Genomic DNA, 25,943 nt, shown 5'->3' on the forward strand with positions numbered 1-25,943 from the left:
TAGAACAAGGGCGCCTCAGCTCAAGCAAAACCCTTTGCTCCTAACGACTCCCTCAATTCTGATCCCCCTCCGAAGGAGAACATCATGCCCAAACAACTCGTCTTTGAAGAAAACGCCCGCCGCAGCCTGGAGCGCGGTGTAAACGCCGTCGCCAACGCCGTGAAGGTGACCCTCGGGCCGCGCGGCCGCAACGTGGTCATCGAGAAGAAGTTCGGCAGCCCCACCATCACCAAGGACGGCGTGACGGTCGCCAAGGAAATCGAGCTGGAAGACAAGCTCGAGAACATCGGCGCGCAGCTGCTGAAGGAAATTGCCTCCAAGACCAACGACATCACGGGTGACGGCACCACCACCGCCACCGTGCTGGGCCAGGCCATCGTCAAGGAAGGCCTGCGCAACGTGGCGGCGGGCGCCAACCCCCTCGCACTGAAGCGCGGCATCGACAAGGCCGTCGCCGTCGCCATTGAAGAGATCAAGAAGCTCGCCGTGGCCGTCGAGGACAGCGACGCGATCAAGAAGGTCGCGGGCATCAGCGCCAACGACGAGCAGGTCGGCCAGGAAATCGCCAACGCGATGGACAAGGTCGGCAAGGAAGGCGTCATCACGATCGAGGAGTCCAAGGGCTTCGACACCGAGGTGGACGTCGTGGAGGGGATGCAGTTTGACAAGGGCTTTATCAACCCCTACTTCATCACCAACCCCGACAAGATGGAGGCCGTCCTCGAAGACGCCTACATCCTGATCAACGAGAAGAAGATCAGCAACCTCAAAGACCTGCTGCCCGTGCTGGAAAAGGCCGCGCAGACGGGCCGTCCCCTGCTGATCATCGCCGAGGACGTGGAAGGCGAGGCGCTCGCCACCCTGGTCGTCAACAAGCTGCGCGGCACGCTCAACATTGCCGCCGTGAAGGCCCCCGGCTTCGGTGACCGCCGCAAGGAAATGCTGCGCGACATTGCCGCCGTGACGGGCGGTCAGGTCGTCAGCGAGGACATGGGGCACAAGCTGGAAAACGTCGGCCTTGACATGCTGGGCCGCGCCGCGCGCATTCGCATCACCAAGGACGAGACCACCATCGTCGACGGTCGCGGTGAGCAGGCCGAGATCGACGCCCGCGTCAATGCGATCAAGGCCGAACTCGACACCACCGACAGCGACTACGCCCGCGAGAAGCTCCAGGAGCGCCTCGCCAAGCTGGCGGGCGGCGTGGCCGTGATCCGCGTCGGTGCGGCGACGGAAACCGAGCTCAAGGAGAAGAAGCACCGCTACGAGGACGCCCTCTCCACGGCCCGTTCGGCTGTGGAAGAAGGCATCGTCGCAGGCGGCGGAACCACGCTGCTGCGCGTGATCCCCGCCGTGCGTGAAGCGGCCCAGAGCCTGACCGGCGATGAGGCCACCGGCGCGCGCATCCTGATTCGCGCCCTGGAAGAGCCCGCCCGCCAGATCGCCGTGAACGCCGGCGAGGAAGGCAGCGTCATCGTGAACGCGGTCATCGGCAGCGAACTGCCCCGCTACGGCTTCAACGCCGCGACGGGCGAGTACGTGGAGGACATGGTCGCCGCTGGCATCGTGGACCCCGCCAAGGTCACCCGCACCGCGCTGCAAAACGCCGCGAGCATCGGCGCGCTGATCCTGACCACCGAGGCCATCGTCGCCGACAAGCCCGAGAAGGCCGCTCCTGCTCCCGCAGGCGGCATGGGTGGCGGCGATATGGGCGGGATGGACTTCTAAGCCAGAGGCGATACTCGCGGGTAGAACGTGGCAAGAAAGGCGAAGGGCCGTCCCTGAGCCTGAAACCACCCCGCGGGACAAGAAGGGAAGCCGGAGCCATATGGCTCCGGCTTCCTTTCTTTTTGCCTATGCTGGCGGATATGTCTCCCCGCCTGTTGGTGTTCTCGGGTCTGCCCGGAACGGGCAAAAGTACGCTGGCGCGGCAACTGGCGGGTCACCTCCGGGCGGTGTACCTGCGGATGGACAGTGTGGAGGCCGCCCTTCTCAACGCGGGACTTCCCGCCGTGAGTACCGAGGGCTACGCGGTGAGCTACGCGCTGGCCGAGGACCAGTTGCGGCCAGGGATGGAGGTGGTCGTGGACTGTGTAAACCCACTGGGAGTCACGCGGGGGGCGTGGGCAGATGTGGCTGGGCGAACCGGAGCACACCTCGTCAACCTCGAGGTGGTCTGTGTGGACTCGGCTGAGCATCAGCGGCGGGTGGAAACGCGGCGAGCCCAACCGGAAGATCATTCGGGACGGTGGTCTCCTCCCGACTGGCCACAGGCGCAGCGCAGCGCGCAGGGGTATCAGGCATGGACCTCACCTCACCTGACGGTGGAAACGGGGCGAGGCACCCCGGAGGAGAACTTTGGAGCGCTGCTAAAGCTGCTCGGAGGGTAGGTCTCCTTCGCGGTCTCCGTGGACCTCACCCCGGGCACCCCGCTTTGCCACACCCACAGCCACGCGCACCACGAGTTCAGCGAGCAACAAGGCTGGTGCAACACCCAGCCGCTGCCCCACCACGCCGCCCAGCAGGGCCGGCAGGATCTCTGCCGCCTCCTGACGGCGAAAGGCGGACGATGGCGCGGCCCGCCTCAGGGTACGCGTCATCCCGTACTCCAAGCGCAGCAGGGGGCGCACCCGGATCTCTCCGGGTGCAGTCAGGGCGTCAGCGCCAGCCACAGGTGATGCTCGGCCACCGGGCGGCCGTTGATCCGCAGTGCATCAGGTTGCGTGCCCCAGAGCTGAAACCCGTGGCGCCCGTACAAGCTCAGGGCGGCCCCCTGCGTTTCCATGACGCCAAGGTGCAGGGAAGTGACGCCTTTCCAACTGCGCACCTGCGCCAGCCCGGCCCGGAGCAGGGCGTCTCCACAACCCTGGCCCCGCTCAGCGGGCAGGACCGACACCCCAAAGACGTTGGCGCGGTGGGTCAGCGCGGGCCGCTCCTCTCGCGCCACGGTGAGGAGACCGACAAGTTTTCCGGCCAGGAACGCGCCGAAGGTCACGCTGACCGGACCAGGGGCCAGTCGTGCCACCACCTCTTCCAGAGGCCGCATCTCGAACTCGGCGGCAGTGGTGCTAAAGGCGAGGGGATCGGTCCTCAGGGCGGTCAGGCGGACCTCACGGTAAGCGGGGGCATCGGCGGGGGTCAGCACGCGGACCTGGGGAAGGTCAGGCATGGACGCCTCCCGCCAGTGGCACCACCTCGGCGGGCGTCACCCGCTCCTGCCCGGCGTGGCGGTCCCGCCAGTTGAGCACGTGGCCGTCCGCCCGCACCTGGCGGATCAGCGTCAGGTCCAGGTCCTGAATCAGCCATCCGGGGGTATTCCACTCGCCCTGGGCCACCACGCCCGTGTCGGGCAGGCCATTGTCGGCGGGCGCATAGACCCCAGCCTGGCCCACGGCCTGCTCGACGGCGTAGGTCCAACTGGCATCGGCGAGCAGGGGCGCGTGGACGGCGTATAGCTGGTTTTCCAGGGCCCGGGCCATACTGCCCACCTTCACGCGTGTGTACCCGGCCCTCGCGCCGGTAAAGGAAGGCACAAGCAGCAGCTCAGCTCCGCCCTCGGCGAGCGCGCGGGCCAGATGGGGAAACTCCGAGTCGTAGCAGATGGCGACGCCGAAGCGCAGCCCCCCGCTCAGCTCGAACACGCGCAGGCCCGCGCCGGGTGAGACGGACCATTCCTCGTCCTCGAAGCGGGTCATCAGCAGCTTGTCCTGGTGACCCCGCGTCCCGCCCGGGCCAAAGACATAGGCGCGGTTGACGAACTCGTCGCCGTGGAGGACGGGCAGACTCCCCGCAACGAGGGTGACGCCGTGCGTGCGCGCAAGCCGGGCGTGCAGGGCCAGGAACTCCGGCAGGAACGCCTGAAGCGCGGGGCGCATGGGCACGATGTCGTGGTGCAGTTCGGGAGGCAGCAGGCCGATGAGTTCCAGCGCCGCGTATTCGGGAAACACGAGCAGCTGTGCCCCCTGCCCCACGGCCTCCGCCACCCAGGCCGTGACCTTGGCCTCATAGGCGGCCCAGTCGGCGTGAAGGTCCACCGGGTACGCAGCGGCGGCGATCCGAACGGTGTGGGGCGGGGTGGGGGTCATGCGGCAAGTGTAGCGGGGAGGCAGGGAGAGCGCGCCGGCCATTTGCACGGGGCCCTCCACCACCGGCTTCCAGCCCCTAGACTGCTCCCCATGACCGGACTCGTGTGGCTGGCGCTCGACGGCATTGGCCATCCGGCAGACGCACCCGGGGGCTCGGTGTGGGAAGCGGACCTGCCCGTCCTGCGCCCATTGGTGGAGGCGGGGCAGGCGCTGGACACCACCCTGGGGATGCCGGGGACGCCGCAGTCGGGCACGGGACAGGCCTGCTGGCTGACCGGGCAGGACGCGGTGCGCGTCATGGGCGAACACTTCGGTCCGTACCCGGGTCCCACGCTGCAACGCCTGCTGCGGGCCGAGAGTCTGCCCGTTCGGCTGACCCAGGCCGGGGGCCGGGCGGCGCTCGCCAACCTCTACCCCCCGGCCTACTTCGAGGCCCAGGCGCGGCGGCCCCGCAGGGGATGCTTTCCCTTCTCGTTTCTGGCGGCCGGCCTGCCCCTCAATCCCCCGGAGGTGCCGCCCATCCCCGCCACCCTGGGTCTGGGCCACGCCGGGCCGTGGCCGGAGGTCCGTCCGGCGGCGGACATTGCGAGGCTGGGAAAGGCGCTCGCGGAGGCTGCGCAGCACCATGACCTGATCGTGTGCGACCTGTGGTTTGGAGATCACCTCGGCCACCTGGGGCAAGACCCCACTCCGCCCGATGTGCTGCGGGCGGGCCGCGCCTACCTGGAGAGGGTGGACGCGCTGCTGCTCGGGCTGATGGAGGCGGGCGCGAAGGTGGCGCTGACAAGCGACCACGGCAACCTGGAAAACCTACGCGTGAAGGCGCACACCGCCGCGCGGGTCCCCTTCGCGGGACAGGCGATGGGCCTGACCGACGCTACAGATGTGGTGCAGGGCGGACGGGCCCTGAGGTCAGCCCTTTGTCTGCCGCTGGAAGCCGACAGCGACGCCAAACGTGAGGACTGACAGGATTGACCGCCTAAGTTATCCACAAAGTTTTCCACAGGGGCTGTGGATAAGTGCAGGACGGCTCCGGACTTTTCCAGAAACGTTCCCGTGCGTTTGTTCGTGCTGAACGGCCTTTCATGGGCCTACACGCACCAGGAAGGACCGCCCCGAAGTTATCCACACCCCCGCGTTTCACTGTGGATAACTCTGTTTTTCCGCGCCCTGCGCAGCCTGAACAAACGCCCGCACCTGCTCCACATCCTTGACGCCCGGCTGGCATTCCAGGCGGCTCACGGCGTCCACCCCGGCCGGGCGCAGCACCCGGATCGCCTCCGCAACATTTAAGGGCCCCAACCCGCCCGCCAGCCATGCCCTGGGAGGAAAGGCTTCTCGCAAGCTGTCCCAGTCGAGGGGCAGACCCCCACCAGGCTCGGGCGCATCGAGCATGGGCGTGACCCCGGGCAGGGCGAGCGCCTCCAGCGCTTCCTCGCGGCCCAGATCCCCTGGGCGCAGAACACGCAGAACGGGATGATAGCGGGCCACCTCCCTCACGTAAAGGCTTGACACTGGCCCGTGAAGCTGCACGGCGCTTACGCGTGCGGCCTCCGAGAGCCGCAGCACCTCGCCCAACCCCTGGTTCAGGAACACGCCCACCCGGGCCACGGCTGGCCCCACCGCCAGCCCAGCTTCGCGGGCCACCGCCGCTGAGACGAGACGCTTGCTGATCGGCGCGAAGATAAAGCCCAGGGCGTCCGCGCCCGCCTCGGCGCTCAGCACGGCGTCGTGAACGGACGTGGTGCCGCAGACCTTGACGCGCACGGTCATGGGCGGCCTTCGGACAGGCGGGCTTCGAGTTCGCCCACCCGGGCCTCGAGCTCACGGGTGCGGCGCAGCAGGGCCAGAAACAGCAGGGCGTAGTGGTCATAGAGTTTTGGGCGCTCCATCCGCAGTTCACCCGCCATCCACTCCGTGAGGAGACGCTCGGCTTCCCGCAGCACCTCGTCGTCGGGCACGTCGCGGTAGGACCGTTCGCCCAGAATGGCGCGGGCGAAGTTGAGTTCGCGGTCAGGATCGGGCATGGGCACATTGTAGGAAGGGATGGGCCGTCCGCTTTCGGCCGTCAGCGGTCAGTTGCCCGTTCTGCCGCTGGGCCAAACAGCCGATGTGGGCCGGGAGGGGGTGTGGCAGGCTGGCGGGCATGTCCCCTGCGTCTCCCCCTCGCCGCGAGACGGCGCTGCACCTGCTGTTTCTGCACCCGGATGGTGAGCGGGTGGCGCTGCATTCGGTTTCCGTGACCACCATGACCTATTACGGCGAGCACGTGCCAAACGCGGCTCCGGCCCACCTGCGCGCACGCCTCCTGCGGCGGCTGCACTTCCGGGGGCTGGGTGAGGAAGGCGGAGTGCGGCGGGCCGAATCGGTCTGGCACCTGCACACCGATGAGCTGGACCGCCTGGAATGGCGCGCGGCCTGGGACCTGACCGAAGTGCAACGGACATGGGTGGAGGCGGCCCGGACGCCCGCCACGCCCCGCCGTGCTCCCTGGATGCGCGCGGAGTGGCACACGCAGGCGCTGGCCTGGCTGGACGCTGAGCTCGCGGCGCAGGGGCTCGTGCGCCGGGGCGGGCCGGTAACGCTCAAACACTGGCAGATCAGCCTGCTGTGGCGGGTGGAGACGGACGGCGGCACACGGGTGTACCTCAAGGCGGTCCCCGACTTCTTTCGGCGCGAGGTGGCCATCACGCCCAAGCTGGCCTGCGCGCTGCCCAGCTCGGCTCCACCCGTGCTGGCGGCGGATGAGGCGCGCGGCCTTCTGCTGATGGGCGACGCGGGGGAAGGCCAGGACGCGCCGGATCTCCCCACCTTGATGCAGCATCTGGCCTGGCTGCAGCGGGAGAGTGTGGCGCTGCTCCCGGACCTGCCCCTGCCCGATCACGGCCCGGAGTACGTCCTCTCGCGGCTGGACGCCCTCTTCTCGGCCGCTGCGCTGCTCGTGGGCGAGGAGGGCGGACTGAGCGCGGACGAGGCAGCGGCCCTGCGTGCCAGGCGGCCCAAGCTGGAGGCGGCGCTGGCGCGGCTGGCGACCAGCCCACTGCCCCGCACCCTGGGACACGGGGACCTGCACGGCGGCAATGTGGTAGCGCGGGGGGAGAGCTTTACCTTCCTCGACTGGTCCGACGTGAGCCGCACGCACCCCTTTCTGGACGCGGACGCCGCTTACTTCCTGCCGTATGACGCCGCGCCTGCTGGCGGCCGAAAGGTGGTCGAGGAAGCCCACGACGCTTACCTCGATGCCTGGGCCGACTTCGCGCCCCTGTCTGAACTCCGCGCCCTCCACGCCGACGCCTTGCGCGTGGCAGAGCTGTACCGGGCGCTGGGATATGTGGACGGTATCCAGCCGCACGTGGAGGATCCGGCAGAGTGGCGCGGGGCCCACCTCCCGCATTTGCGGAAGTTGCTGAAGGACTAGAGCAGGTGCCAAAGTGCGCACTTCTTTTTGACTGAGCCTGGCGAGCCTGAATGCGCGTGGGAGAGCATGGCGCTGTGAGGGCTGCCCTTCCACCCGCGGCGCCATTCTCCGCCATGCGCTAGGCCCCTCCCGGCACCCCCGCCTCCGCGAAGGTGCGCATCTCCCGCAGGGTGGCGGCCGCTGACAGCAGCAGCGGGGCCGCCAGCACGCCGCCCGTGCCCTCCCCCAGGCGCAGGCCCAGGCAGAACATCGGTTTTAGCTCCAGGTGCGCGAGCTGCGCCGCGTGCCCCACCTCGGCGCACTCGCCCGCTGGAAACAGGAAGTCGCGCAGGGCCGGAACGAGCGCCACGCCCACCAGGGCCGCCGAACCCTCCACGAAACCGTCGAGAATCACGGCGCGGCGCGAGGCGGCGGCCTGAAACATCATGCCCAGCATCGCGGCGATCTCGAAGCCGCCGAGGTCCGCCAGCACGCCGAGTGGATCGGCACGACCACTGCCCTCCCGCTCCAGCGCCTGCCGCACCGCGTCCACCTTGCGGAGCAGCGTGGCGTCATCCACGCCCGTGCCCCGGCCTGTGACCCGTGTGGGGTCCAGCTCCAGCAGCCGGGCGGTCAGGGCGGCGGCGGGCGTGGTGTTGCCGATTCCCATCTCGCCGGGGATCAGCAGGTCCGCGCCTTCCTCGATGGCTCTGCGGGCGAGGGCAGCCCCCGCCAGCACCGACGCTCCGGCCTCCTCCTGCGTCATGGCGGGTTCGGAGCGCAGGTCCCGGGTGCCCCGGCGCACCGACGCGCGGAAGAGGGCGGGGTGTTCGGGCAGATCGGCATTGACCCCCGCGTCCATCACGTACACCCGCGCTCCCACCGTGCGGGCGATGGCATTCACGGCCGCTCCACCAGGCCCGGCGGGCGTATCGGCCAGGAAGTTCGCCACCATCGCCGGGGTGACCTCGGGCGGATAGGCGCTCACGCCGCCCGCCGCGACGCCGTGGTCACCTGCCGCCACGAGGACCGCCACCCCCTGAGGATGGGGCTGCTCGGTGCCGAAGACTCCGGCGAGGCGCACCGCCAGGTCCTCCAGGTCCCCCAGCGCTCCAGCGGGCTTGGTCAGCTGGGCCTGCCGCTCGCGGGCGGCGCGCATGGCGGATCCGTCGGCGGGCTTGATGGCGGCGATCAGGGCGGCGAGCTCAGGGTGGAGCGAAGTGGACATGGGGACTCCTGGGAAGGGGTGAAACATTGGGGATGAGGCGAAAGGAGGGTACACGCGCCCAGGACCAGGGCGCAGGCGGACGAGCAGGTGGCGGGCGGCGTATATGTGATCGCCCGCCTCAGCCCTCAGGATGGCGGCGAGGGCCCACAGACGGACCGGGGCGTTCAGGCCAAGTGCCCCGCCAGCAACGGGGAAAAGCCTCCCACCGCTGCCCGGAGGCCCGACGAACAGGCCCGGGGAGAGGGCAGAACAAGGGCTCCACAGCTTCCCGTTGCCCTGTCCCCACCCTCATTTCAACCGGACAGGCAGACCACTCACGAGCAACCACGCCTCGTCACTCGCCGCCGCCGCACGCTGATTGACCCAGCCCAGCAGGTCGCGGTAGCGCCGCGCGAGCGCATTGTCGGGCACGATGCCGAAGCCCACCTCATTGGTCACGAGGACCGTCAGGCCGGGGCGAGCGCGGGCAGCGGCCAGCAGCGCGTCGGCCCGCTCCAGCACCCCCTCATCCGCGAGGTCTGCAAGCATCAGGTTGCTCACCCAGAGGCTGAGGCAATCGAGGAGGACGGTCGGGGTAGAGACGGCCCCCACGGCGGCGGGGACATCCAGCGGTTGCTCCACAGTGACCCAGTCCGGCGGGCGCCCGTCGCGGTGACGGGCGATGCGCGCCGTCATCTCGTCGTCGAAGGCCTGGGCGGTGGCGAGGTAGGTGACGGGCCCACCGGCGGCGGCGGCGAGGCGCTCGGCGTGGCTGCTCTTGCCGCTACGCGCCCCTCCGGTAACGAACACAATCACAGCCATCCCCGTACCAGGCCCCAGTCCAGATTGGCCTTGACCCGGTCGGCGATGGCGTCCAGGCGGGCATCCAGACTGTTCAGCGCCGCAGGGGGCGTCAGGGCAGACCAGCCCAGAAAACGCTCCAGATAGGCTGGATTTTCCAGCAGGCCGTGAAGGTAGGTGCCGCGCACGTTGCCGCTGCGCCACAGCAGGCCGGGCGCGAGTTCCTGCACGCCTGGCCCCGCCCTGGTCTGGCCGTGGTGAATCTCGTAGCCCCGCAGCGCCAAGCCCGTTTCCCCGTCGACGACGGTGGTCAGGCGGGTGGTCTTGTCCACGGCGAATTCAGTGCCCAAGTCCAGCAGGCCCAGGCCCAGGACCTCTCCCCCACCCTCTACCCCGTGCGTGTCGGTGAGCGTGTGGCCGAGCATCTGCAACCCTCCGCAAATGCCCAGCACTGGAACACCCCCCCGGGCCGCGTGCGTCACCGCTGCCGCCAGCCCCGTTGCCCGCAGCCACGCGAGGTCGGCGGCGGTGCTCTTGCTGCCGGGAAGGATGACGGCCCGCGCCCCTTCCAGCTCGGCGGGTGACGTGACCCAGCGCGCGAGGTGTCCCAGCGACGCGAACTCGTCCAGATTGGATACGCGCGGCAGGCGGGCGATGGCGACGAAGCCGCTGTCAGGAGCAGATCGGGGCGTCCCGGCCTGCCTTTCGCTTCTCGCTCCACCCGGCCCTTCGGGCAGCCATGCGCCGTCCTCTTCCGGCAAAGGAATATCCAGCATCGGTACCACACCCACCGTCGGCACCCCGGTCTGTTCCTCCAGCCACTGCGGTGCGGGGGCGAGCAGACGCGGATCACCCCGAAAGCGGTTGAGGATAAAGCCCTTCAGCGTGGCGCGTTCCTCAGGCGTCAGGCAATGCCAGGTGCCCAGCAGGTGTGCGAAAGCTCCGCCCCGGTCGATGTCACAGGCGAGCAGCACCGGGGCGCGCGCCTCCAGCGCCACCCGCATGTTCACGATGTCGCTGGAGCGCAGGTTCACCTCCGCCGGGCTTCCCGCGCCCTCGATCACCACCACGTCATACCCCTCCAGCAGGCTGTGGAGGGCTTCCTGAACAAAGGGCCACAGGTGCGCCTTGCGTTCGCGCCATCCCAGCGCCGTCAGTTCGGGGTTCGCACGGCCCAGCAGCACCACCTGGGAACGGGTGTCGGCCTCGGGCTTGAGCAGCACCGGGTTCATGCGCACGTCGGGCACCACCCTTGCCGCCTGCGCCTGCACGAGCTGGGCACGGCCCATCTCCAGGCCCGCTGGAGTCACCCCCGCGTTGTTGCTCATGTTCTGGGCCTTGAAGGGGGCGACGCGCAGGCCCTCATTCGAGAGCGCCCGGCACAGCGCCGCCGCCAGATAACTCTTGCCCGCATTGCTGGTGCAGCCCTGAATCATAATCGCCTTACCCACGCTTCGCCTCCCTCAGCACCTTCCGCAGCGCCTCCATCAGCCGCCCATTCTCCTCCGGCAGGCGGGTGGAGACGCGGATGCGGTCCGGAAAACCGTAGCTCACGCAGTTCCGTACCTTCACGCCCTCTGCCAGCAGGGCGGCCGCGACGCCCGCCGCGTCTCCCACCTCCAGGGTCATATAGGGCGTGCCGCGGTGCTCTACCCATCCCGAGTGACCCAGCATTTGCGCCAGCGCCCCCGCATCCCGCCGCACCAGCGGCAGGGTCCGCTCCAGAAAGGCCCCGGCGTCAGGCAGGGCAGCCAGCACCGCCGCCGTTCCCGCGGGCAGATGCCAGGCGGGCGCGAGGTTGTCCAGCCGCGCGACGATTTCCGGCGCAGCGAGGGCGTAGGCGGGGCGGGCCCCAACCAGGCCGTGCGCCTTGCCGGGCGAGAGCAGGCGGACGAGGGACGGGGCGAGGGGAACGCCCTGCTCGGGCACAAAGGGTGCATACGCCTCGTCGAGGATGAGAAGGGCGCCCGAGGCCGCGCAGACCTGCGCAAGGGCCTCCAACTCCACTCCGCTCAAGCTGTGCCCGGTGGGATTGTGGGGGTGGCCCACGTAGACGAGGCGCGCCCCGGCAGGGAGGACCCCGGGCATCTCGGTCACCACCTCCACCTGCGCCCGGCCCAGCGCTGCCGCCCGCCCCAGCTCTCCGAAGGGCGCGTAGAGGCTGAGCAGCGTTCCTCCGGTAGGCAGAAAGGCACGCACCAGCCGGTGCAGCAGGTCCGACGCGCCGACGGACAGGGCCACCTCGCCGGGGGCCACGCCGTGCCACGCAGCCAGCCGTTCACGGACCGCCGCATACGTGGGGTCCGGGTAATGCGCGTGATCGGCTTCTCCGAGCGCCCGCACCAGCGCTGGGTTGGGGCCATGCGGATTGGCGTTCACGCTGAAATCCAGTCCCCTGAAGGGAGCGGCAGACGGCCCACCGTGCGGAGCACGGGGCAGCAGGGGCGGCAGGTCAGTCACGGCGTCTGCCCACCAGCAGGGACAAGACCGCCAGCCCCAGCGTCAGGCGGGCGAGGCGCAGGGCCCGCGGAATGTCGGCGGCTTCCGCTGCCCGCCCACCCGCGTTCAGCACGTACACGCCGCGCTTATCCAGCCGGACGCCGAGTGCGCCCGCAAAGGCGCTCATGGGGTGTCCAGCATTCGGACTGCCCGTTTTGCGCCTGTCCCGCCGCCAGGTGCGCCACGCTCCGGGACCGCCCAGTCCTGCGAGGCAGGCGGCCCCCACCGCACACAGCGCCGTCAGGCGGGCGGGGGCGAGGTTGAGCGCATCGTCAGCGCGGGCGGCCACCTTTCCAGCGTCCTCCAGCGCGGGCGTGCGGTAGCCCCACATGGCGTCAGCGGTGTTGGCGTAGCGGTAGAGCGCGGCCAGGGGGAGGCCCCCCACCCGGAACCACAGCAGCGGCGCAACCACACTGTCTGACAGGTTCTCGGCCAGGCTCTCGATACACGCTCCCGCCACCTCTGCCGCGTTCAGTTCGCCCGTGTCCCGGCTGACGAGGTGCCAGGCCAGCAGTCGCCGGGCCTCGGGGAGATCACCGGCGGACAGGGCCGCGTGAACTTCCCCCACCGCGCCAAACAGTGCCCGCCGCGCCAGCAGCGGCTTGAGGAGGACTCCCTGCACGGGCCACCCACCGGGCAAGGCCCTGGCCAACCGTCCTCCACCCGCCGCCAACCCCGCGCCGAGGGCCCAGGTCAGCCCCCCTTCCCACCTCTGCGCTCCGGGCGACGTGGCCCTCCATCCCTCGCGCGCTCCTCCCAGGTAATGCCCCATCCACACGACGGGGTGCACCCGCGCCGGAGGTTCCCCCAGCGCGTCCGCGGCGAGGGCCAGGAGCAGGGCCCGTCGCCTTCCCGCTGACCGCCTCACAAACACGCCTCCACCAGCCGCGCCGCCAGCGCGTCGTCCGCTCCCAGGTGCACGTGCAGGTAACTGGCGAGGACGTTGCCCTGGGCATACCCCTCCTTCACCCCTGCTCCCACGTGGTCCGTCCAGGTGTAGGCCGGGTGGCTCGGCGCGTGGGTCAGTACGCTGTGGTGAAACTCATGCCCGCGCAGCACAGCGCCGCTGGGGGCCAGAGGAGAAGCGGTCAGCGCCGCCGCCTCCCGGTAACCCAGGGTGAGGCGCGGGGACATGCGGGTGCGGTAGGGAATGACGCCGCACATCCCGAACACCTGCCCGGTGGGGTCTTCCAGCGTCTCACCCAGGTACATCAGGCCGCCGCATTCGCCCACCACGGGGCGTCCGCTGCCGGCGAAGTCGCGGATGGCCGTTCGCATGGACACGTTCGCGCTCAGCTCCGCTGCGTGCGCCTCCGGGTAGCCTCCGCCCAGCAGCACACCCCCCACTCCCATGGGCACCCCCGCGTCGCGCAGGGGACTGAAGGGGATCAGCTCAGCCCCGGCGTCCCGCAGGGCGTCCAGGGCGTCGGGGTAGTAGAAGTGAAACGCCTCGTCCAGCGCGTAGGCGATGCGGGCGCGGGTTTGGGTGGCCCGGACCGGGAGCGTGGGCACGGGCAGCGCCGAAGCGTGGGCCGCTTCAAGCAATGCGTCCAGCCTCAGGTTGGCGGCGGCCCGCAAGGCCTCTCCCTCGTCCCAGCTCGCCTGCTCGGCGCGGAGCAGCCCCAGGTGCCGTGCGGGCAGGTGCAGGGCTTCGTCACGGGAGACGAAGCCCAGGGTAGGCAGCCCGATCTGCGTCAACGCCACCTCACACAGGGCGGCGTGCCGCTCTCCCGCCACCCGGTTGAGAATCACGCCCACCACGTTGAGGTCCGGCCCAAAGGAACGGAGCCCCTGCGCCACCGCCGCCACGGTCCGCGCGCTGCCCGCAGCGTCAATTACCAGCACCACCGGGGCCTCCAGCAAGCGGGCGAGGTCCGCTGTGGAGTGGGCGTCGCTGGCAGGGTCCCGGCCGTCGTACAGGCCCATCACCCCCTCCAGCACGCAGATATCGGCGTCCAGCGAGGCACGGGCGAAGAGGGTTCGCAGCCGCTCCGGCGTGAGCAGAAATGAGTCCAGGTTGCGTGCTGGCCGCCCCGCGGCCCTGGACAGGTGGGTGGGGTCCAGGTAATCCGGCCCCAGCTTGAAGGGCGCGGCCTTCAGCCCCCGCCGCCGCAGGGCGAGGCACAGCAGCGAGGCAACGGTGGTTTTGCCGCTGCCAGAGTGGGGAGCGGTGAGGACCAGCCGTCTGGGCACGGAACGGTTCACAGCGGCCAGCAGCCGGCGGCCGGTCGCCAGTCACCCATCAGTGTTCGATGCCTGGCTGCGCGCCGATTCCAGCCTCGTAGGCGTGCTTGACGGGTTGAATCTCGCTGACAGTGTCCGCCAGGGCCACAAGTTCGGGCAGCGCGTCGCGGCCCGTGATGACCACGTGCAGCTTGGGATCGCGGGCCTTCAGGGTGGCCTCCACCTCAGGCCAGGGGACCCAGCCGTACTTGAGGGCGTAGGTGAACTCGTCGAGAACGATCAGATCGTATTCGCCCGCTTCTATGGCCTCTTTTGCCAGTTCCCAGCCGTGGGCGGCCATGCTCGCGGAGTTCTCCAGATCGCGCGAGCGCCAGGTGAAGCCGTCGCCGAGGCCCTCGTAGGGGATACCCAGCAGGTCCAGGGTGCGGTGTTCGCCGAACTTGGCCTTCTCGTGCTTCAGGAACTGGAACATGCGTACCCGCAGGCCCCGGCCCTGGGCGCGCATCATCAGGCCCAGCGCGGCGGTGGTCTTGCCCTTGCCCTTGCCGGTGTTGACGATGAGCAGGCCCCGGCGGCCCCGGGTCACGTCTCCCCGCTTCTGGTGCTGCTCGCGGGCTTCGGCCAGCTCGCGCATGGCGGCTTCGCGGCGGGCGGCGGTGTCCGCGTCGGTCATTTCAGCGCTTCCGGGTGCAGGAAGCGGATCAGCGCCCGCAGTGCCTGCGCCAGGCGGGGGCCGGGGCGTGAGAGGGCGTCGTTCTCCTCGGCGGTGGGCTGGTAGACGCGCCCCGCCTTCACGGCCTGGAGGCCCGCCCAGCCCGGACGTTTTTTCGCGTCGTCCAGCTCCAGGCCCACCATCACCTGCGGGTTGGCCTTCACGATCAGCTCGGGGTCCAGCTTGGGGAAGTCGCCCAGCTTGGCCGGAACGATGGTCTGCCCACCCGCCTTGGCGATCAGCGTACCGAGAAAGGAGTTCGGACCCACGCTATAGGGGCTGGGGTCAATCTCGTAGTAGGTGTTGACGCGGGGCAGGCCCCGGACGCTCTGCTGGAGGGTATTCAGTTCGGCGCGCATCTTGGTGATCAGCTTCAGCGCCCCGGCCTCGCGGTTGGTTAATTTCCCCAGCGTGCCGATCTTCTGAAAGACCTCGTTGTAGGTCTGCCCGGTACCGCCGTACACGGTCAGGCCCGCCGCCGCCAACTTCTCGGTCAGGCGCGAATTCGTGGACTCGTCGGCGAGCACGAGGTCCGGCTTCAGGGCCAGAATCGCCTCGATGTTGGGCTGGTAGCCGCTGCCCACCTTGGGCAATTTGTCGGTGGCGGCCTTCGGGTAGTTGCTGTACTTGTCCACCCCCACCAGCTTGTCTCCCGCTCCGATGGCAAACAGGGTCTCGGTGTGCGAGGGCAGCATGGCGACGATGCGCCGAGGCTCGGCCTTGAGGGTAACGGTACGCCCCAGGTCGTCGGTGACGGTCAGCGGGTATGTGGTGGCGGCAGCGCTGGAAAGCAGCGCGAGGGTGGACAGCACAAACAGGGAACGCATGGAGGACTCCGGCGTGCAGGGTGGAGGCGGCAGCGGGAGCGGGAGCACGAAAAACCCGTTCCAGCCGGGGCCGGAGCGGGGACAGGGCAAGGCAAGTCAGCTCATGGTATGGCCCTCTGACGGCGAGAGGTGCCCTGCGCAGAAACAGCACCTGGCGGGGCGTTCCCGGGGGGCATTCGGGCTTACCGCTGCTTGCGGCATACCGTTGCGCGACAGCGCCGGACTCTCACCGGACTTCCCCGCTCCCAGGTGAGGTCAGGATAGCAGAGGGGGGAGGTGAAACTGTCGGCCGTCCGCCCTGAGCGGTCAGGGGTGAGCAGCAGAGGCAAAGGTACCGCGGTGGGCGAGCCCCTCAGGTTCTTCAGCGTCGGGAGCGGCCGAGCATTTCGGTGGACTGCCCCTGCCCTGAGCGGTGGCAACGTTCCCCGTTCCTTACTGGGGGTGGAGGGTGGGGCGCGCCCCGCGGGTTGCCCCACCTTCCAAACCTCACCCAACCCCAGGTGCTACCGTGCCGGGCGTGTCCGCCGACGCCCCCACTTCCCCACACCACGCCCCACCCCAGGGCACCACGGGAGAATTGCTGCGCCTCGCCGGCCCCCTGATGCTGTCCAACCTCGCCTACACGGCGGTGGGCTTCACGGACACCCTGCTGATGGGCCGCCTCGGCGTGGTAGAGGTGGGTGCGGTGGGCTTTGCCAGCCTGTGTCTGCTAACGCTGGTCCTGCTGTTTCGCGGCAGCCTCAACACGGCCTCTACCTTCGTGGCCCGCGCCCTGGGCGCCGGAAACGCGGCGGGTGTGCGGCGCTGGACGAGCGTCTTTCTGGGCTGCGCGCTGGTGGGCGTGCCGCTGGCCCTGGCCGGCCCCTGGCTGGTAGACGGCCTCTTTGCTCTGCTCAAACCCGAGGCGAGCGTTGCGGCCACGGCCCGCACCTACGCCCACATCCGGCTGTGGGAAATTCCCTTCGTCATGTTGGGCAGCACCGCCCTGTCGGTCATGGTTGGGCTGGGCAACACCCGCACGCCCATGCTGCTCGCCTGGCTGGTGGTGGTCCTGAATGCCGCGCTGGCCGTGTTGCTGATCTTCGGATTGGGGTGGGGTGTGCGCGGAGCGGCCTGGGCGGCGGTGATCGCAGTCGCGGTGCAAAACGCCCTGGCGGTGGCCTTGCTGGCCCGGCTGCATGGCCACCGTTTCGGGCCGTTTCGTCCGGCACGGCCCCACCGGTCCGAACTCGCTGCGCTGGGCCGGATCAGCCTTCCCGCCGGGATTACCGAGCTGGCCGAGGTGGGCGCGTTTACCGTCTTCCAGGGGGTCATCTCACGGCTGGGACCCACTGAACTGGCCGCCTCGCAGATCGCCAACCAGCTCGCCAGCCTGGGCTTCCTGCCCGCCTTCGCGCTCGCGTCTGCCACCAGCAGTCTGCTGTCACGGGCGCTCGGCGCGGGCCGCCCGGACCTCGCCGCGCGCATTGGCTGGCGGGGAGCGGGGGTGGCCGCCGCGCTGATGGGCCTGCTCGGGGTGCTGTTCCTGACCCTGCCCCGGCCCCTGATCGGTCTGTTCAGCCGCTCGCCCGAGGTGCTGGAGCTGGGGCGCACGGTACTGGGCATCATGGCGGCGTATCAGGTGCTGGACGGGGTGGCGATTGTGCTGGGAGGCGCGCTGGGTGGGGCTGGAGACACCCGGTTCCGCCTGATCGTCACGCTGGTGGGCGCGTGGCTCGTGATGGTGCTGGGCGCGAGCCTCCTGGCTCCCCGCTACGGCGTGTCGGGCGCGTGGGGCGCGGCGCTGGTGTTTATCGCCTTCGCGGCGCTGGCGTATCTGGGGCGCTTCGCCTCGGGGCGGTGGCAGCGGATGAGGCTGTAGGGAGCAGCGCGCGGAGGGCTCCGAATTTGTTGACCCCTGACCTCTCCCCTGGAGGGACCCGTGAAGCGCTGAAGGCGAGCGGGACTTGCGAAAACGCGTGGGGGGACTGGTAGGCCGGGCCGGTCACTCAGCCGAACGTCGCCACCACCGGCGCGTGATCCGAGGGCCGCTCATGCCCACGCGGGCCAGCGTCCACCGCGCAGCCCCGACAACTGCCGGCCAACCCTTCCGAAACGAGGATGTGGTCGATCCTCAGCCCCCAGTTGCGCGGAAAGCCCAGGCGGCCGTAGGGCCACCAGGAAAAAACACGCTCAGGCTGCTCGTGCAGGCGAAAAGCGTCCCGTAAGCCCAGGTCCAACAGGGCGCGGAAGGCCTCCCGTTCGGATTCGCTGACGAGGATCTGCCCGGCCCAGCGTTTGGGGCTATGGACGTCGCGGTCCTCTGGCGCCACGTTGAAGTCGCCCACCACAGCGAGGCGCGGATGGGATTCCAATTCAGCGCGGAGCCAGTCACGCGCGGCCGCCATCCACTCCAGCTTGTAGGCGTACTTCTCGGACCCCACCGCCTGACCGTTGGGCACGTACAGGCACACCACCCGCACGCTTCCCACGGTGGCCGCCAACACGCGGCGCTGCGGGTCGCCGAAATCGGGAATCCCAATCTGCACGTCTTCGAGCGGCAGGCGGGACACGAGCGCCACACCGTTGTAGGTTTTCTGGCCGGAAAAGGCGCAGGCGTAGCCCAATTCGGCGAAGGCGGCGGGAAAGCGGCTGTCCTCCAGCTTGGTTTCCTGCAGGGCCAGGACGTCGGGACGCTCGGCCTCCAGCCACGCGAGGACCTGGGGAAGGCGGACGTTCAGCGAATTGACGTTCCAGGTGGCGAGCTTCAGGCCGGGGTTCAACTGCCCCGCTCCACGGCGGACCCCGGGGGCGGAACCAGGGCCGACAGCCACCAATTGCCGGGTAGGCGCAGACCACCCTCGCGGCGCTTGGCCTCGCGGTGGCCGCCTTCGCGGTGCAGGGTGACCACGGTGCCGGGCGGGGCCACCACGGCCTGAAGCCCTACCGTGAGGCGCAGGGCGGCGTGCAGGGTGCCCGCGTGCGTAAAGGCCGCGACTTCCCCCGTGGGGGGCAGTCCCGCAAGCCAGCCCATCACGCGCTTGTGAAACTCGCGGCCGGTCTCGCCCTTCGGGGGGCCCAGGTCCGAGGAGGGGTCCGCCAGGCCGTCGATCCAGAAGCGGGGGGTGCTGCCGAAATCGCGCTCCAGCTCGGCCCAGGTGCGCCCGGCCATCACGCCGAAATAGGCTTCGGCGAGGGCAGGCTCCGGTTTGACTTCCCCGAAGCCGGCGAGCTGGGCCGTCTCGCGCGAGCGCAGGCTGGGCGAGGTCAGGGCCACCGCCCCCGGGGGCAGGCGCAGCGCGGCGGCGACGGCGCGGCCCTCTTCGGACAGGGGCGCGTCCTCGTCGGCGCGGGGGTAGCGGCGCTCGGCGTTGGGGGCGGTGGGGGCGTGGCGAACGAGGTGCAGGGTCAGTTGAGAGGCAGGTTTCATGGTGGGCTCCCGGTTCCCCGGGGCGGCGTCCCGGCAGGAGGGGATGGAGGCACGGCGCAGCGCTGGGCCCGTGGGAAGGGGGAAGGGAAAGGAGGCAGGGACGCGGTCATCTTCGGTCTGGGAAGGGCAGGCGGAGGCGTCGGGCCGGAGGGGAACACCGCCTGGGCAACCACCGGGGCGGGTTTCCCACATTCTCTGGACCCTGATGTTAGCGCCTCAGGGAGCGGCCAGCCGCCCAAACTGCCCCTAACCCCCCCGGCCCCACCCGAAGAACCCCATCGCCAGCAGTTCGCCCGTCACGATCAGCAGCCCGTACACGTCGCCGCTCAGGCCCCCACCCAACCGGGAGGCCGCGAACCGCGCCGCGAGCAACACCCCGATCAGCGCGGTGAGCGCCGCCCCCCACGCCCCCGGCAGCAGCAGGGCGGGCAGGGCAAGCGCGAGGGCCGCCCCCCAGCGCCCCTCGCGCGAACGGGCTCCCAGTGATTCCTGCCGGGCCGCCGGGTACAGGTTCATGGGCAGCAGGACGAGCATGCGCGCCACCACCGCCGCCACGAGGGGCGCGTAAGCGGGGATGTTCGCGGCCAGAAGGCTCCACAGCGTCAGCAGAGCCAGGACGCCCGTCGCCAGCCCAAAGGCCCCGATATGCACGTCCTGCAAAATCTCGAGCCGCCGCTGCGGGCTTTTCACCGCGAACAGGGCGTCGGCGCTGTCCACCAACCCGTCGAAATGCAGCATTCCCGTCACGAGCAACCACGCCCCCACCGCGAGCGCCGCGCGCACCCCACCCGGCAGGGGCAGCGGCAGCCACAGCGCCAGCGCCACCAGGCCGCCCACGGCGTAACCCGCCAGCGGATAGTAGGCGCTCGCGCGGGCAAAGTCACCCTGCCGCACCTCACGGACGTGCGGCAGGGGCAGGGTGGTCAGGAAGGTCAGGGCGAGGTGCGCCGCGGCGAGGTGACGCTGCCAGGGAGAACGGTCCTCCGCCCGAAGTGCTGCTGGAGGTGGGGCACTCACGCTGGGGACAGTTCGCCGTGAACCTGCACCTGCGCCGCCACGGCGAGGGCGAGCGTGAGGGACGGTCCATTCGGCAATCCCAGGGTCAACGTGCCCAGCGCCGCGTCCACCTGCCGCACCGTCACCGTCACCCCGGGGGTCAGCCCGCCCTGCACCAGCGCCCGCAACTGCGCGGCGTCGTCACCCGGCACGCGCGCCACGGTGCCCGTCTCGCCGGGGGCCAGCTGGGTCAGGCGGCGCTCAGCGCGGGTGGGCAGCTCGCCTGCCAGCGTGGGGATGGGGTCGCCGTGGGGGTCATGGGTGGGGTCTCCCAGCCACGCCGCAATGCGGGCTTCGAGCCGCTCGGACAGGGCGTGTTCCAGCCGCTCGGCCTCCTCGTGCACCTCGTCGAGCGGCACGCCCAGCGCCCGGTGGAGAAACAGTTCCAGCAAGCGGTGGTGGCGCAGCACCTCCAGGGCAACCCGCTGGCCCTCGGCGGTCAGGTTGGCTCCTTGGTACGGCGCGTGCGACACCAGCCCCTGCTCGCTAAGCTTGCGCAGCATTCCGGTCACGCTGGCGGGCATCACGTCCAACGCCTCCGCCAGGGCCTGGGTATTGACCTTGCCGCCCGGTCCCGCTTCCGTCTGCCCCAGCAGGTACAGGTGCTTGAGGTAATCCTCGGCAGAGGGGGACAGGGCGCGGGCCGTCATGTCGCCCAGTTTAGGCGGGGCTAAAACGGGATTCAAGGAAAGGGGCGGGCAGAAGGCGTTTCCCCTCAGGGAACTTTTGCCCAGTTGCGTGACTCTAACCCCTTGAGGTGCTCCTGAATACCCTTCCCGATGCCCAACTCGTGCCCCTGGCCGCGCGTCCCGGACCCCACCGGGAGGCGGCCTTCGAGGCGCTCGTGCGGCGGCACGCGGGCGGGGTCCACCGCCTTGCAGCGGGGACGGTGGGGCCGGGGGCGGCGGACGACGTGGTTCAGGAGGTCTGGATCAGCGTCTACCGCCACCTCGCGGGCTTTCGGGGCGAGGCGCAGTTCAGCACCTGGCTGCACCGCGTCACCCTCAACGCCTGCCGCAAGGTCTTGTCAGCCCGCCCGCACCTCGCGCTGGAGGACGCCCCCGAGCCCGTGGCTCCCCACGACCTCGCGCACGCGGGAGAGCAGGCGGATCTGCGCGCCCGCCTGGCGGCGGCCATGCGCCAGCTGCCGCCCGAACAGCGCTACGCCGTGACCCTGCGCGAACTGAGCGGGCTGGAATACGCCGAAATTGCCGAGGTGCTGGGCGTGGAGGTGGGCACGGTCAAGAGCCGCATCAGCCGGGGGCGGGCGGCGCTGCGGGCGCTACTGACGCGGAATGGGGTGACGCCATGAAGAGGGACAGAGGGCGGACGGCAAAGAGCAAAAGGCCAGCGGCAAAGGGTGGGGACAACCATGAATGAACGTGAATTGGACGAGTTGTTCGGGCGAGTGCGGGAGGAAACGCCCGCCGATGCTGGGGCCGCTGAGCGGTTTCTGGCCTGGCACCGGGCGAATTTGGCAGAAGTGCCCGGCGCTTCGCCTCCACTTCGTCCCCTTCCCGCTGCGCGACGGGCCGTATGGTGGCCAGCCCTGCTCGCCTCGGCGGCGGTGCTGACGGGGGCCCTGATGGTGCGGCCCTCACCCGAGCTGCCCACCAGCGCCGCCTACGACGCCTATCAGGGCGTGCTGGGAGAGGGCTGGTGAGGCGGGGGGCGTGGCTCGTGGCCCTGCTGCCGGTCACAGCGGGGGCGAGCGATCTGGACGATCTGACGGCGGTGCTGCGGCAGGCGCGGACGCACACAGCCCGGGGGACTGTGGAGGTCAGCGTCTTTTTCCCACCCCGCGAGGTGCCCACCCGTTTGGCATCGGTGCTGCCCACGGTGCCCTTCCGTCCGGCGCTGCTGGGCAAGAATTTCAACGTCACGCAGCAACCTGCGTCCCCGGTGGCGGGGCGGGACGTGACCCGCTTCGCCCTCGTGCCGAAGGTGGGGCAGGCAGCGCGCTGGACCCTGTGGGTGGACCGCACGTGGAATGTGCCGCTCGCTTTCGAGGAACGGATGCCGGACGGCACGCTGGCGCGGCGGGCCACCTTCACGCAGATCGAGCCCAGGCTCGCGGCGCGGACGCTCAAGGTGCCGGGCGTTCCCTCTGGCCTGGGCGCAGCGCTGCGCGCCGCACTGCCCGGGCTACGGCCACCGCCCGGCTTTGTGCCCACGGCCGTCGCCACCCGCAAGGCCGGGGGTCTGGAGGTCACCCTGGGCGACGGGGCCAATGTGCTCGCGCTGGTGTTGGCCCCCAGAAGCGTTCGCGCCGCCCCCGGCGTTGCCTCCCGGCAAGTGGGGGGACGCTTCGTGTGGCTGGTGGGCAACCTGCCGGGCACAGACCTCCAAGCCGCCCTCTCCGGCATTCGGCGGGTGGACGACACGCCGCTGGGAACTTTTCTGCCTCCCACCGACTCTAAAGATTGAAGTCCCTTTCTTTCACCCTCCTGACCCTGCCCTGGAGTGCCCATGTCCCTGACCCCCCTTTCCCGCAAGCTCACCCCCGAGGACGCCGCGCACCTGCTGCGGCGCACGTCCTTCGGAGCTCCGGAGGCCCAGATTCGCGCCCTCACGGGGCAGGACGCCCGCCAGGCCGTGCGCAAGCTGCTCGCTTTCGGCGACGCCCGCGCGCCCGGCAATCCCTTCGATCCCTCGCAGGCGGCCACTCCTGGGGCAGGCATTCAGCTCACCCGCGCCGGGTGGCTGTTCGAGATGCTCTACGGTCCCCATCCCCTGCGCGAGAAGTTGGCGCTGACCTGGAGCAACCACTTCGTGATCGGCACGGATAAGGTGCGGAACATCCCGGCGCTGACGCAGTATCTGAACCTGCTGCGTGTCCACGCCGCGCCCACCGACTTCGCGGCGTTCGCCCTGGCGGTGGCCCAGTCCCCGGCGATGCTGGACTACCTCGACAACGACAAGAACAAGAAGGGCAAACCCAACGAGAACTTCAGCCGCGAGTTGCTGGAACTGTTTACCACCGGCATCGGGCATTACACGGAAGACGACGTGCGCGAGGGCGCGCGGGCCCTGACTGGCTGGACCTACGAGGGCGGGCGAGGCAACGACAACTTCCTGCAGGCCCCCCACTTCGTCTTTCAGCGCGAGCGGCACGACGCGGGACAAAAGGCCTACCTGGGCAGATCGGGCAACCTGGGCGGCGAGGACATCGTGCGCCTGGCCGCCTCGCACCCGCAGACCGCCGCCTTCGTGTCGCGCAAGCTGCACCGCGCCTTCGTGGCCGATACCCCAGACGAGGGGTCCGTCACCGCCAGTGCCGAGACCTGGCGGAGAACGAAGGGCGACGTCCGCACTGTACTGGAAGAACTGCTGTCCAGCGAAGCCTTTTACAGCAGCCGCGCCGCCATCATCCGCAGCCCGGTAGAGTTCATCGTGGGCGCCGTGCGGGCGCTCGGAGGGCCAGGGCTCGGGGCCAAGCAGATTATCAACTTAACCCAGACTGCCGGCAGGATGGGGCAACTCCTCCTGCAGCCCGAGACCGTGAAGGGCTGGGACGGCGGACGCGAATGGATCAACGACTCCACCCTCCTCACGCGGATGCAGGTGGCGGCGGCCCTGACCCTGGGCAAAACGGCCCCCGAACTGAAGGAAGCTCCCGATTCGCTCGCCCTGCTGGGCAGCGAGCGGGGCCTGCTGCGCGCAGCGCTGGACGGCCTGAACGCCAGGCAGCGGACGTACCTGACCTTCATCAGCCCGGAGTTTCAACTCGCTTGAACGGGGTTGGGTTCTGGGCGTGGGGACTGGGAAAAAGCCCTTCCCCGTTTCTCACGCCCAAGCCCTCATCCCTGTCCCGGAGGGACACCTATGGACCGACGTGAATTTCTCAAATACTCCGCCCTCGCCGTTGCCGCCACGAGTGGGATGCCCGGGTTTCTGGCGCGGGCGGCCACACAGGCGGGCGGTGATAAGACGCTGGTGGTCATTCAGCTCACCGGTGGGAACGACGGGCTGAACACCCTGGTGCCCTACGCCAACGGCGCGTACTACGCCGCGCGGCCCAACATTGCCATTCCCAAAAAGGACGTGCTGACCCTCACCCCCGAACTCGGGATGCACCCGGCGCTGCGGCCCCTGACGCAACTGTGGGATCAGGGGCACCTCGCCTGGATGGAGAACGTGGGTTACCCCAATCCCAACCGCTCACACTTCACCTCTATGGCAATCTGGCACACCGCCGATCCCTCACAGGCGCAGGCGGAAGGCTGGATCGGGCGCGTGGCCGAGAAGATCGGGGATCCCTTTTGCGCCTCCAACATCGGTGGCACCACGCCTCAGGCCTTGCAGTCTGCCAACTTCGCGCTGCCTTCCATCGACGGGGTGGACAACTTTCAGGTGAAGGTCCCGGCAGGGCTGGAACACGCCTTTTCCACCCTGCTGAGCACGCCGCGCACGGGCGAGGCAGCCTACCTTCAGCGGGCCACCCGCCAGATGCTCAGCAACACGAAAAAGGTGCAGGAGCGCGTCTCCCGGTATAAGGCGGGCGCGAAATACCCCGAGGGCAAGTTCGCCGCCAGTCTGCGCGATGCCGCCCGGCTGATTGCCTCGGGCATCGGCCAGCGCGTGCTGTACGTCTCGCTGGGCGGCTTCGATACCCACGCGGGCCAGCGGGCCGAGCAAGACGGGCTCCTGAGTCAACTCGCCTCGGGCCTGGCCGCTTTTCAGGCAGACCTGGAAACGCAGGGCCTGGCGGACCAGGCCGTGGTGATGGGCTTTTCGGAGTTCGGGAGGCGGGTGGCCGAAAACGCGAGCGCGGGCACGGATCACGGCCAGGGCAGCGTGATGTTTGCGCTGGGCCGGCACGTGAAGGGGGGCGTTCACGGCAACAGCCCGGACCTCGAAGACCTCTCGGAGGGTGACATCAAGTACAAGCAGGACTTCCGGGGCGTGTATGCCGAGGCCCTGACGAAGTGGCTGAACCTGGACGCCAGCGACATTCTGCGCGGCGACTTCACGGGGCCCGGATGGCTGGCGTAGGCGTGCGGACGCTGGGGGGCCTCCTCGCGGGGCTGGTGGCCCTCTCCGCTCCAGTGGCGTTGTCCATGCCCCGCTACCGCCTCACCGCCGCCCACCAGCTCGGCTACGACAAAGGTGATCCCCTGTGGGAATACTCGGGCAAGGTCATGCCCTGCACGACGTGCCACACGCGCCCGCAGGGGGGGCAGGGCTGGAACCCATTCGGCGAGAGCCTGCGCGCGGGCTTCCGTGAGCAGCCGGGAGCCAAATTCGGAGCGGTGCTGTACAGCGTGCTTCAGAAGAAGGCCGACGCGGATGGTGACGGCTACCCCGATGCCCTGGAGTTCTACGCGCACACCCTGCCCGGCGATCCCAAAAGCCTACCTGCCAGACCCCTGGCCGGGCTTCAGGCCGAGTTCGAGCAGGCGGGCGGCCTGAAACAGTACACACCGAAAAAGTAGCGCTCACCCACCTGCTCTGGCCCCGGACCCCTCCGGGGTCAGTTGCGCGGAAAACGAAACAACCCCGCCGGAAAGCGGGGCTGAAAGGGTGCGGCAGAAAGGTTCAGGCGGCGAGTTCGGCCTGGATCACCTGAAGGCGGCGGCCTCCAGCGAGCTGGCCGACGATCTCGTGGCGCAGCGCGTTGGCGCTTTCCAGCCCCAGGTCCTCAATCAGGCGAACGAAGTCAACGGGTTGGTAGCCCTGCTCCAGACCTTCCTGGGCGTGGAAGAAGTACGCCACCAGCTCTTCGAGGTTCAGGTTGTGCATGGCTTTAATATACTTTTAAATCTC

General features: G+C 69.6%; 29 protein-coding genes. 11 read left to right on the plus strand and 18 right to left on the minus strand.

The annotated features are described in order from the left end of the window. Window positions 1–84 precede the first annotated feature (84 nt). A complete protein-coding gene (gene groL, locus B9A95_RS28395) occupies window positions 85–1,728 on the plus strand; it encodes a chaperonin GroEL (protein ID WP_084050675.1) in 1,644 nt (547 codons plus the stop codon). Window positions 1,729–1,868: 140 nt separating this feature from the next. Beyond that, entirely contained in the window at window positions 1,869–2,390 is a 522-nt protein-coding gene (locus B9A95_RS28400; RefSeq protein ID WP_084051036.1) for a P-loop nucleotide/nucleoside kinase family protein, read from the plus strand. Here the strand turns inward: B9A95_RS28400 and B9A95_RS28405 are convergent. Genes B9A95_RS28405 through B9A95_RS28415 form a run of 3 tightly spaced genes read right to left on the minus strand, consistent with a single transcriptional unit; the run spans window position 2,370 to window position 4,085 of the window. Then, on the minus strand, window positions 2,370–2,600 hold the full coding sequence (locus B9A95_RS28405) for a hypothetical protein (RefSeq protein WP_139807019.1): 231 nt from the start codon (window positions 2,598–2,600) through the stop codon (window positions 2,370–2,372). The two genes, B9A95_RS28400 and B9A95_RS28405, sit on opposite strands and share 21 nt — an antisense overlap. A 50-nt stretch (window positions 2,601–2,650) precedes the next feature. Continuing rightward, window positions 2,651–3,169, minus strand: a complete 519-nt coding sequence (locus B9A95_RS28410) for a GNAT family N-acetyltransferase (RefSeq protein ID WP_084050677.1) — start codon at window positions 3,167–3,169, stop codon at window positions 2,651–2,653. Next, window positions 3,162–4,085, minus strand: coding sequence for a carbon-nitrogen hydrolase family protein (locus tag B9A95_RS28415; protein ID WP_084051037.1), 924 nt, complete (start codon window positions 4,083–4,085; stop codon window positions 3,162–3,164). Before B9A95_RS28415 ends, B9A95_RS28410 begins: the two co-directional genes overlap by 8 nt. Window positions 4,086–4,175: 90 nt before the next feature. On the opposite strand from B9A95_RS28415, the gene B9A95_RS28420 reads away from it, so the two are divergent. Then, entirely contained in the window at window positions 4,176–5,051 is an 876-nt protein-coding gene (locus tag B9A95_RS28420) for an alkaline phosphatase family protein (RefSeq protein WP_084050678.1), read from the plus strand. A 174-nt stretch (window positions 5,052–5,225) separates the two neighbouring features. Here B9A95_RS28420 and B9A95_RS28425 read toward each other — a convergent pair whose 3' ends face one another. Together B9A95_RS28425 and B9A95_RS28430 are read right to left on the minus strand one after the other, a co-directional pair. Next, the gene (locus tag B9A95_RS28425) at window positions 5,226–5,858 is read right to left on the minus strand and encodes a phosphoribosylanthranilate isomerase (RefSeq protein WP_084050679.1); all 633 of its coding nucleotides are present in this window, start codon (window positions 5,856–5,858) and stop codon (window positions 5,226–5,228) included. Then, complete coding sequence (locus B9A95_RS28430; RefSeq protein ID WP_084050680.1) at window positions 5,855–6,112, minus strand: hypothetical protein; 258 nt, start codon at window positions 6,110–6,112, stop codon at window positions 5,855–5,857. Before B9A95_RS28430 ends, B9A95_RS28425 begins: the two co-directional genes overlap by 4 nt. A 119-nt stretch (window positions 6,113–6,231) precedes the next feature. On the opposite strand from B9A95_RS28430, the gene B9A95_RS28435 reads away from it, so the two are divergent. Then, on the plus strand, window positions 6,232–7,503 hold the full coding sequence (locus B9A95_RS28435) for a phosphotransferase family protein (RefSeq protein WP_084050681.1): 1,272 nt from the start codon (window positions 6,232–6,234) through the stop codon (window positions 7,501–7,503). Between the two features lie 118 nt (window positions 7,504–7,621). Here B9A95_RS28435 and cobT read toward each other — a convergent pair whose 3' ends face one another. From cobT to B9A95_RS28475, 8 genes are all read right to left on the minus strand, one after another. Continuing rightward, complete coding sequence (gene cobT, locus B9A95_RS28440; protein ID WP_084050682.1) at window positions 7,622–8,710, minus strand: nicotinate-nucleotide--dimethylbenzimidazole phosphoribosyltransferase; 1,089 nt, start codon at window positions 8,708–8,710, stop codon at window positions 7,622–7,624. A 288-nt stretch (window positions 8,711–8,998) separates the two neighbouring features. Continuing rightward, window positions 8,999–9,511 (minus strand): bifunctional adenosylcobinamide kinase/adenosylcobinamide-phosphate guanylyltransferase, encoded by a 513-nt coding sequence (gene cobU / locus B9A95_RS28445; RefSeq protein WP_084050683.1) that lies wholly within the window; start codon window positions 9,509–9,511, stop codon window positions 8,999–9,001. Then, window positions 9,502–10,926, minus strand: a complete 1,425-nt coding sequence (locus B9A95_RS28450) for a cobyric acid synthase (protein ID WP_084050684.1) — start codon at window positions 10,924–10,926, stop codon at window positions 9,502–9,504. The genes cobU and B9A95_RS28450 overlap by 10 nt, the downstream gene beginning before the upstream one ends. Before the next feature lie 7 nt (window positions 10,927–10,933). Further along, the gene (locus B9A95_RS28455; RefSeq protein WP_084050685.1) at window positions 10,934–11,950 is read right to left on the minus strand and encodes a pyridoxal phosphate-dependent aminotransferase; all 1,017 of its coding nucleotides are present in this window, start codon (window positions 11,948–11,950) and stop codon (window positions 10,934–10,936) included. Then, window positions 11,943–12,857, minus strand: coding sequence for a CobD/CbiB family cobalamin biosynthesis protein (locus tag B9A95_RS28460; protein ID WP_084050686.1), 915 nt, complete (start codon window positions 12,855–12,857; stop codon window positions 11,943–11,945). Before B9A95_RS28460 ends, B9A95_RS28455 begins: the two co-directional genes overlap by 8 nt. Continuing rightward, window positions 12,854–14,194: a cobyrinic acid a,c-diamide synthase CobB gene (locus B9A95_RS28465; RefSeq protein ID WP_245808532.1), complete on the minus strand. Its 1,341-nt coding sequence runs from the start codon at window positions 14,192–14,194 to the stop codon at window positions 12,854–12,856. Before B9A95_RS28465 ends, B9A95_RS28460 begins: the two co-directional genes overlap by 4 nt. A gap of 37 nt (window positions 14,195–14,231) precedes the next feature. After that, the gene (cobO, locus tag B9A95_RS28470; RefSeq protein ID WP_084050687.1) at window positions 14,232–14,846 is read right to left on the minus strand and encodes a cob(I)yrinic acid a,c-diamide adenosyltransferase; all 615 of its coding nucleotides are present in this window, start codon (window positions 14,844–14,846) and stop codon (window positions 14,232–14,234) included. Next, entirely contained in the window at window positions 14,843–15,712 is an 870-nt protein-coding gene (locus tag B9A95_RS28475) for an ABC transporter substrate-binding protein (protein ID WP_084050688.1), read from the minus strand. The genes cobO and B9A95_RS28475 overlap by 4 nt, the downstream gene beginning before the upstream one ends. A gap of 517 nt (window positions 15,713–16,229) precedes the next feature. Between B9A95_RS28475 and B9A95_RS28480 the strand changes: the two genes are divergently transcribed. Then, a complete protein-coding gene (locus tag B9A95_RS28480) occupies window positions 16,230–17,573 on the plus strand; it encodes an MATE family efflux transporter (protein WP_084051039.1) in 1,344 nt (447 codons plus the stop codon). 127 nt (window positions 17,574–17,700) lie between these two features. Here the strand turns inward: B9A95_RS28480 and xth are convergent, their stop codons facing one another. From xth to B9A95_RS28500, 4 genes are all read right to left on the minus strand, one after another. After that, window positions 17,701–18,474, minus strand: coding sequence for an exodeoxyribonuclease III (gene xth / locus B9A95_RS28485; RefSeq protein ID WP_245808533.1), 774 nt, complete (start codon window positions 18,472–18,474; stop codon window positions 17,701–17,703). Further along, on the minus strand, window positions 18,471–19,121 hold the full coding sequence (locus B9A95_RS28490) for a histidine phosphatase family protein (protein ID WP_084051041.1): 651 nt from the start codon (window positions 19,119–19,121) through the stop codon (window positions 18,471–18,473). The genes xth and B9A95_RS28490 overlap by 4 nt, the downstream gene beginning before the upstream one ends. Before the next feature lie 246 nt (window positions 19,122–19,367). Continuing rightward, window positions 19,368–20,138, minus strand: a complete 771-nt coding sequence (locus B9A95_RS28495) for an adenosylcobinamide-GDP ribazoletransferase (protein WP_084050689.1) — start codon at window positions 20,136–20,138, stop codon at window positions 19,368–19,370. Further along, a complete protein-coding gene (locus tag B9A95_RS28500) occupies window positions 20,135–20,827 on the minus strand; it encodes a metal-dependent transcriptional regulator (protein ID WP_084050690.1) in 693 nt (230 codons plus the stop codon). The genes B9A95_RS28495 and B9A95_RS28500 overlap by 4 nt, the downstream gene beginning before the upstream one ends. Before the next feature lie 107 nt (window positions 20,828–20,934). Here B9A95_RS28500 and B9A95_RS28505 point away from each other — a divergent pair, with 107 nt between their 5' ends. The 6 genes from B9A95_RS28505 to B9A95_RS28530 all read left to right on the plus strand — a co-directional run bounded on the left by B9A95_RS28505 (window position 20,935) and on the right by B9A95_RS28530 (window position 25,612). After that, window positions 20,935–21,489 (plus strand): RNA polymerase sigma factor, encoded by a 555-nt coding sequence (locus tag B9A95_RS28505; RefSeq protein WP_342744620.1) that lies wholly within the window; start codon window positions 20,935–20,937, stop codon window positions 21,487–21,489. Window positions 21,490–21,549: 60 nt separating this feature from the next. Next, entirely contained in the window at window positions 21,550–21,840 is a 291-nt protein-coding gene (locus B9A95_RS28510) for a hypothetical protein (protein WP_084051043.1), read from the plus strand. Beyond that, the gene (locus tag B9A95_RS28515) at window positions 21,837–22,604 is read left to right on the plus strand and encodes a LolA-like protein (RefSeq protein ID WP_245808534.1); all 768 of its coding nucleotides are present in this window, start codon (window positions 21,837–21,839) and stop codon (window positions 22,602–22,604) included. Before B9A95_RS28510 ends, B9A95_RS28515 begins: the two co-directional genes overlap by 4 nt. A 42-nt stretch (window positions 22,605–22,646) precedes the next feature. Continuing rightward, window positions 22,647–23,912: a DUF1800 domain-containing protein gene (locus tag B9A95_RS28520; RefSeq protein WP_084050691.1), complete on the plus strand. Its 1,266-nt coding sequence runs from the start codon at window positions 22,647–22,649 to the stop codon at window positions 23,910–23,912. A 90-nt stretch (window positions 23,913–24,002) separates the two neighbouring features. Further along, window positions 24,003–25,172, plus strand: a complete 1,170-nt coding sequence (locus tag B9A95_RS28525) for a DUF1501 domain-containing protein (RefSeq protein ID WP_084050692.1) — start codon at window positions 24,003–24,005, stop codon at window positions 25,170–25,172. After that, window positions 25,160–25,612, plus strand: a complete 453-nt coding sequence (locus B9A95_RS28530) for a hypothetical protein (protein ID WP_084050693.1) — start codon at window positions 25,160–25,162, stop codon at window positions 25,610–25,612. Before B9A95_RS28525 ends, B9A95_RS28530 begins: the two co-directional genes overlap by 13 nt. A 103-nt stretch (window positions 25,613–25,715) precedes the next feature. On the opposite strand, the gene B9A95_RS28535 is transcribed toward B9A95_RS28530, so the two are convergent. Beyond that, a complete protein-coding gene (locus tag B9A95_RS28535) occupies window positions 25,716–25,919 on the minus strand; it encodes a hypothetical protein (RefSeq protein WP_084050694.1) in 204 nt (67 codons plus the stop codon). Between the last annotated feature and the right edge of the window lie 24 nt (window positions 25,920–25,943).

Origin of the sequence: Deinococcus hopiensis KR-140 (assembly GCF_900176165.1) — a bacterium.
Lineage (GTDB): Bacteria > Deinococcota > Deinococci > Deinococcales > Deinococcaceae > Deinococcus > Deinococcus hopiensis.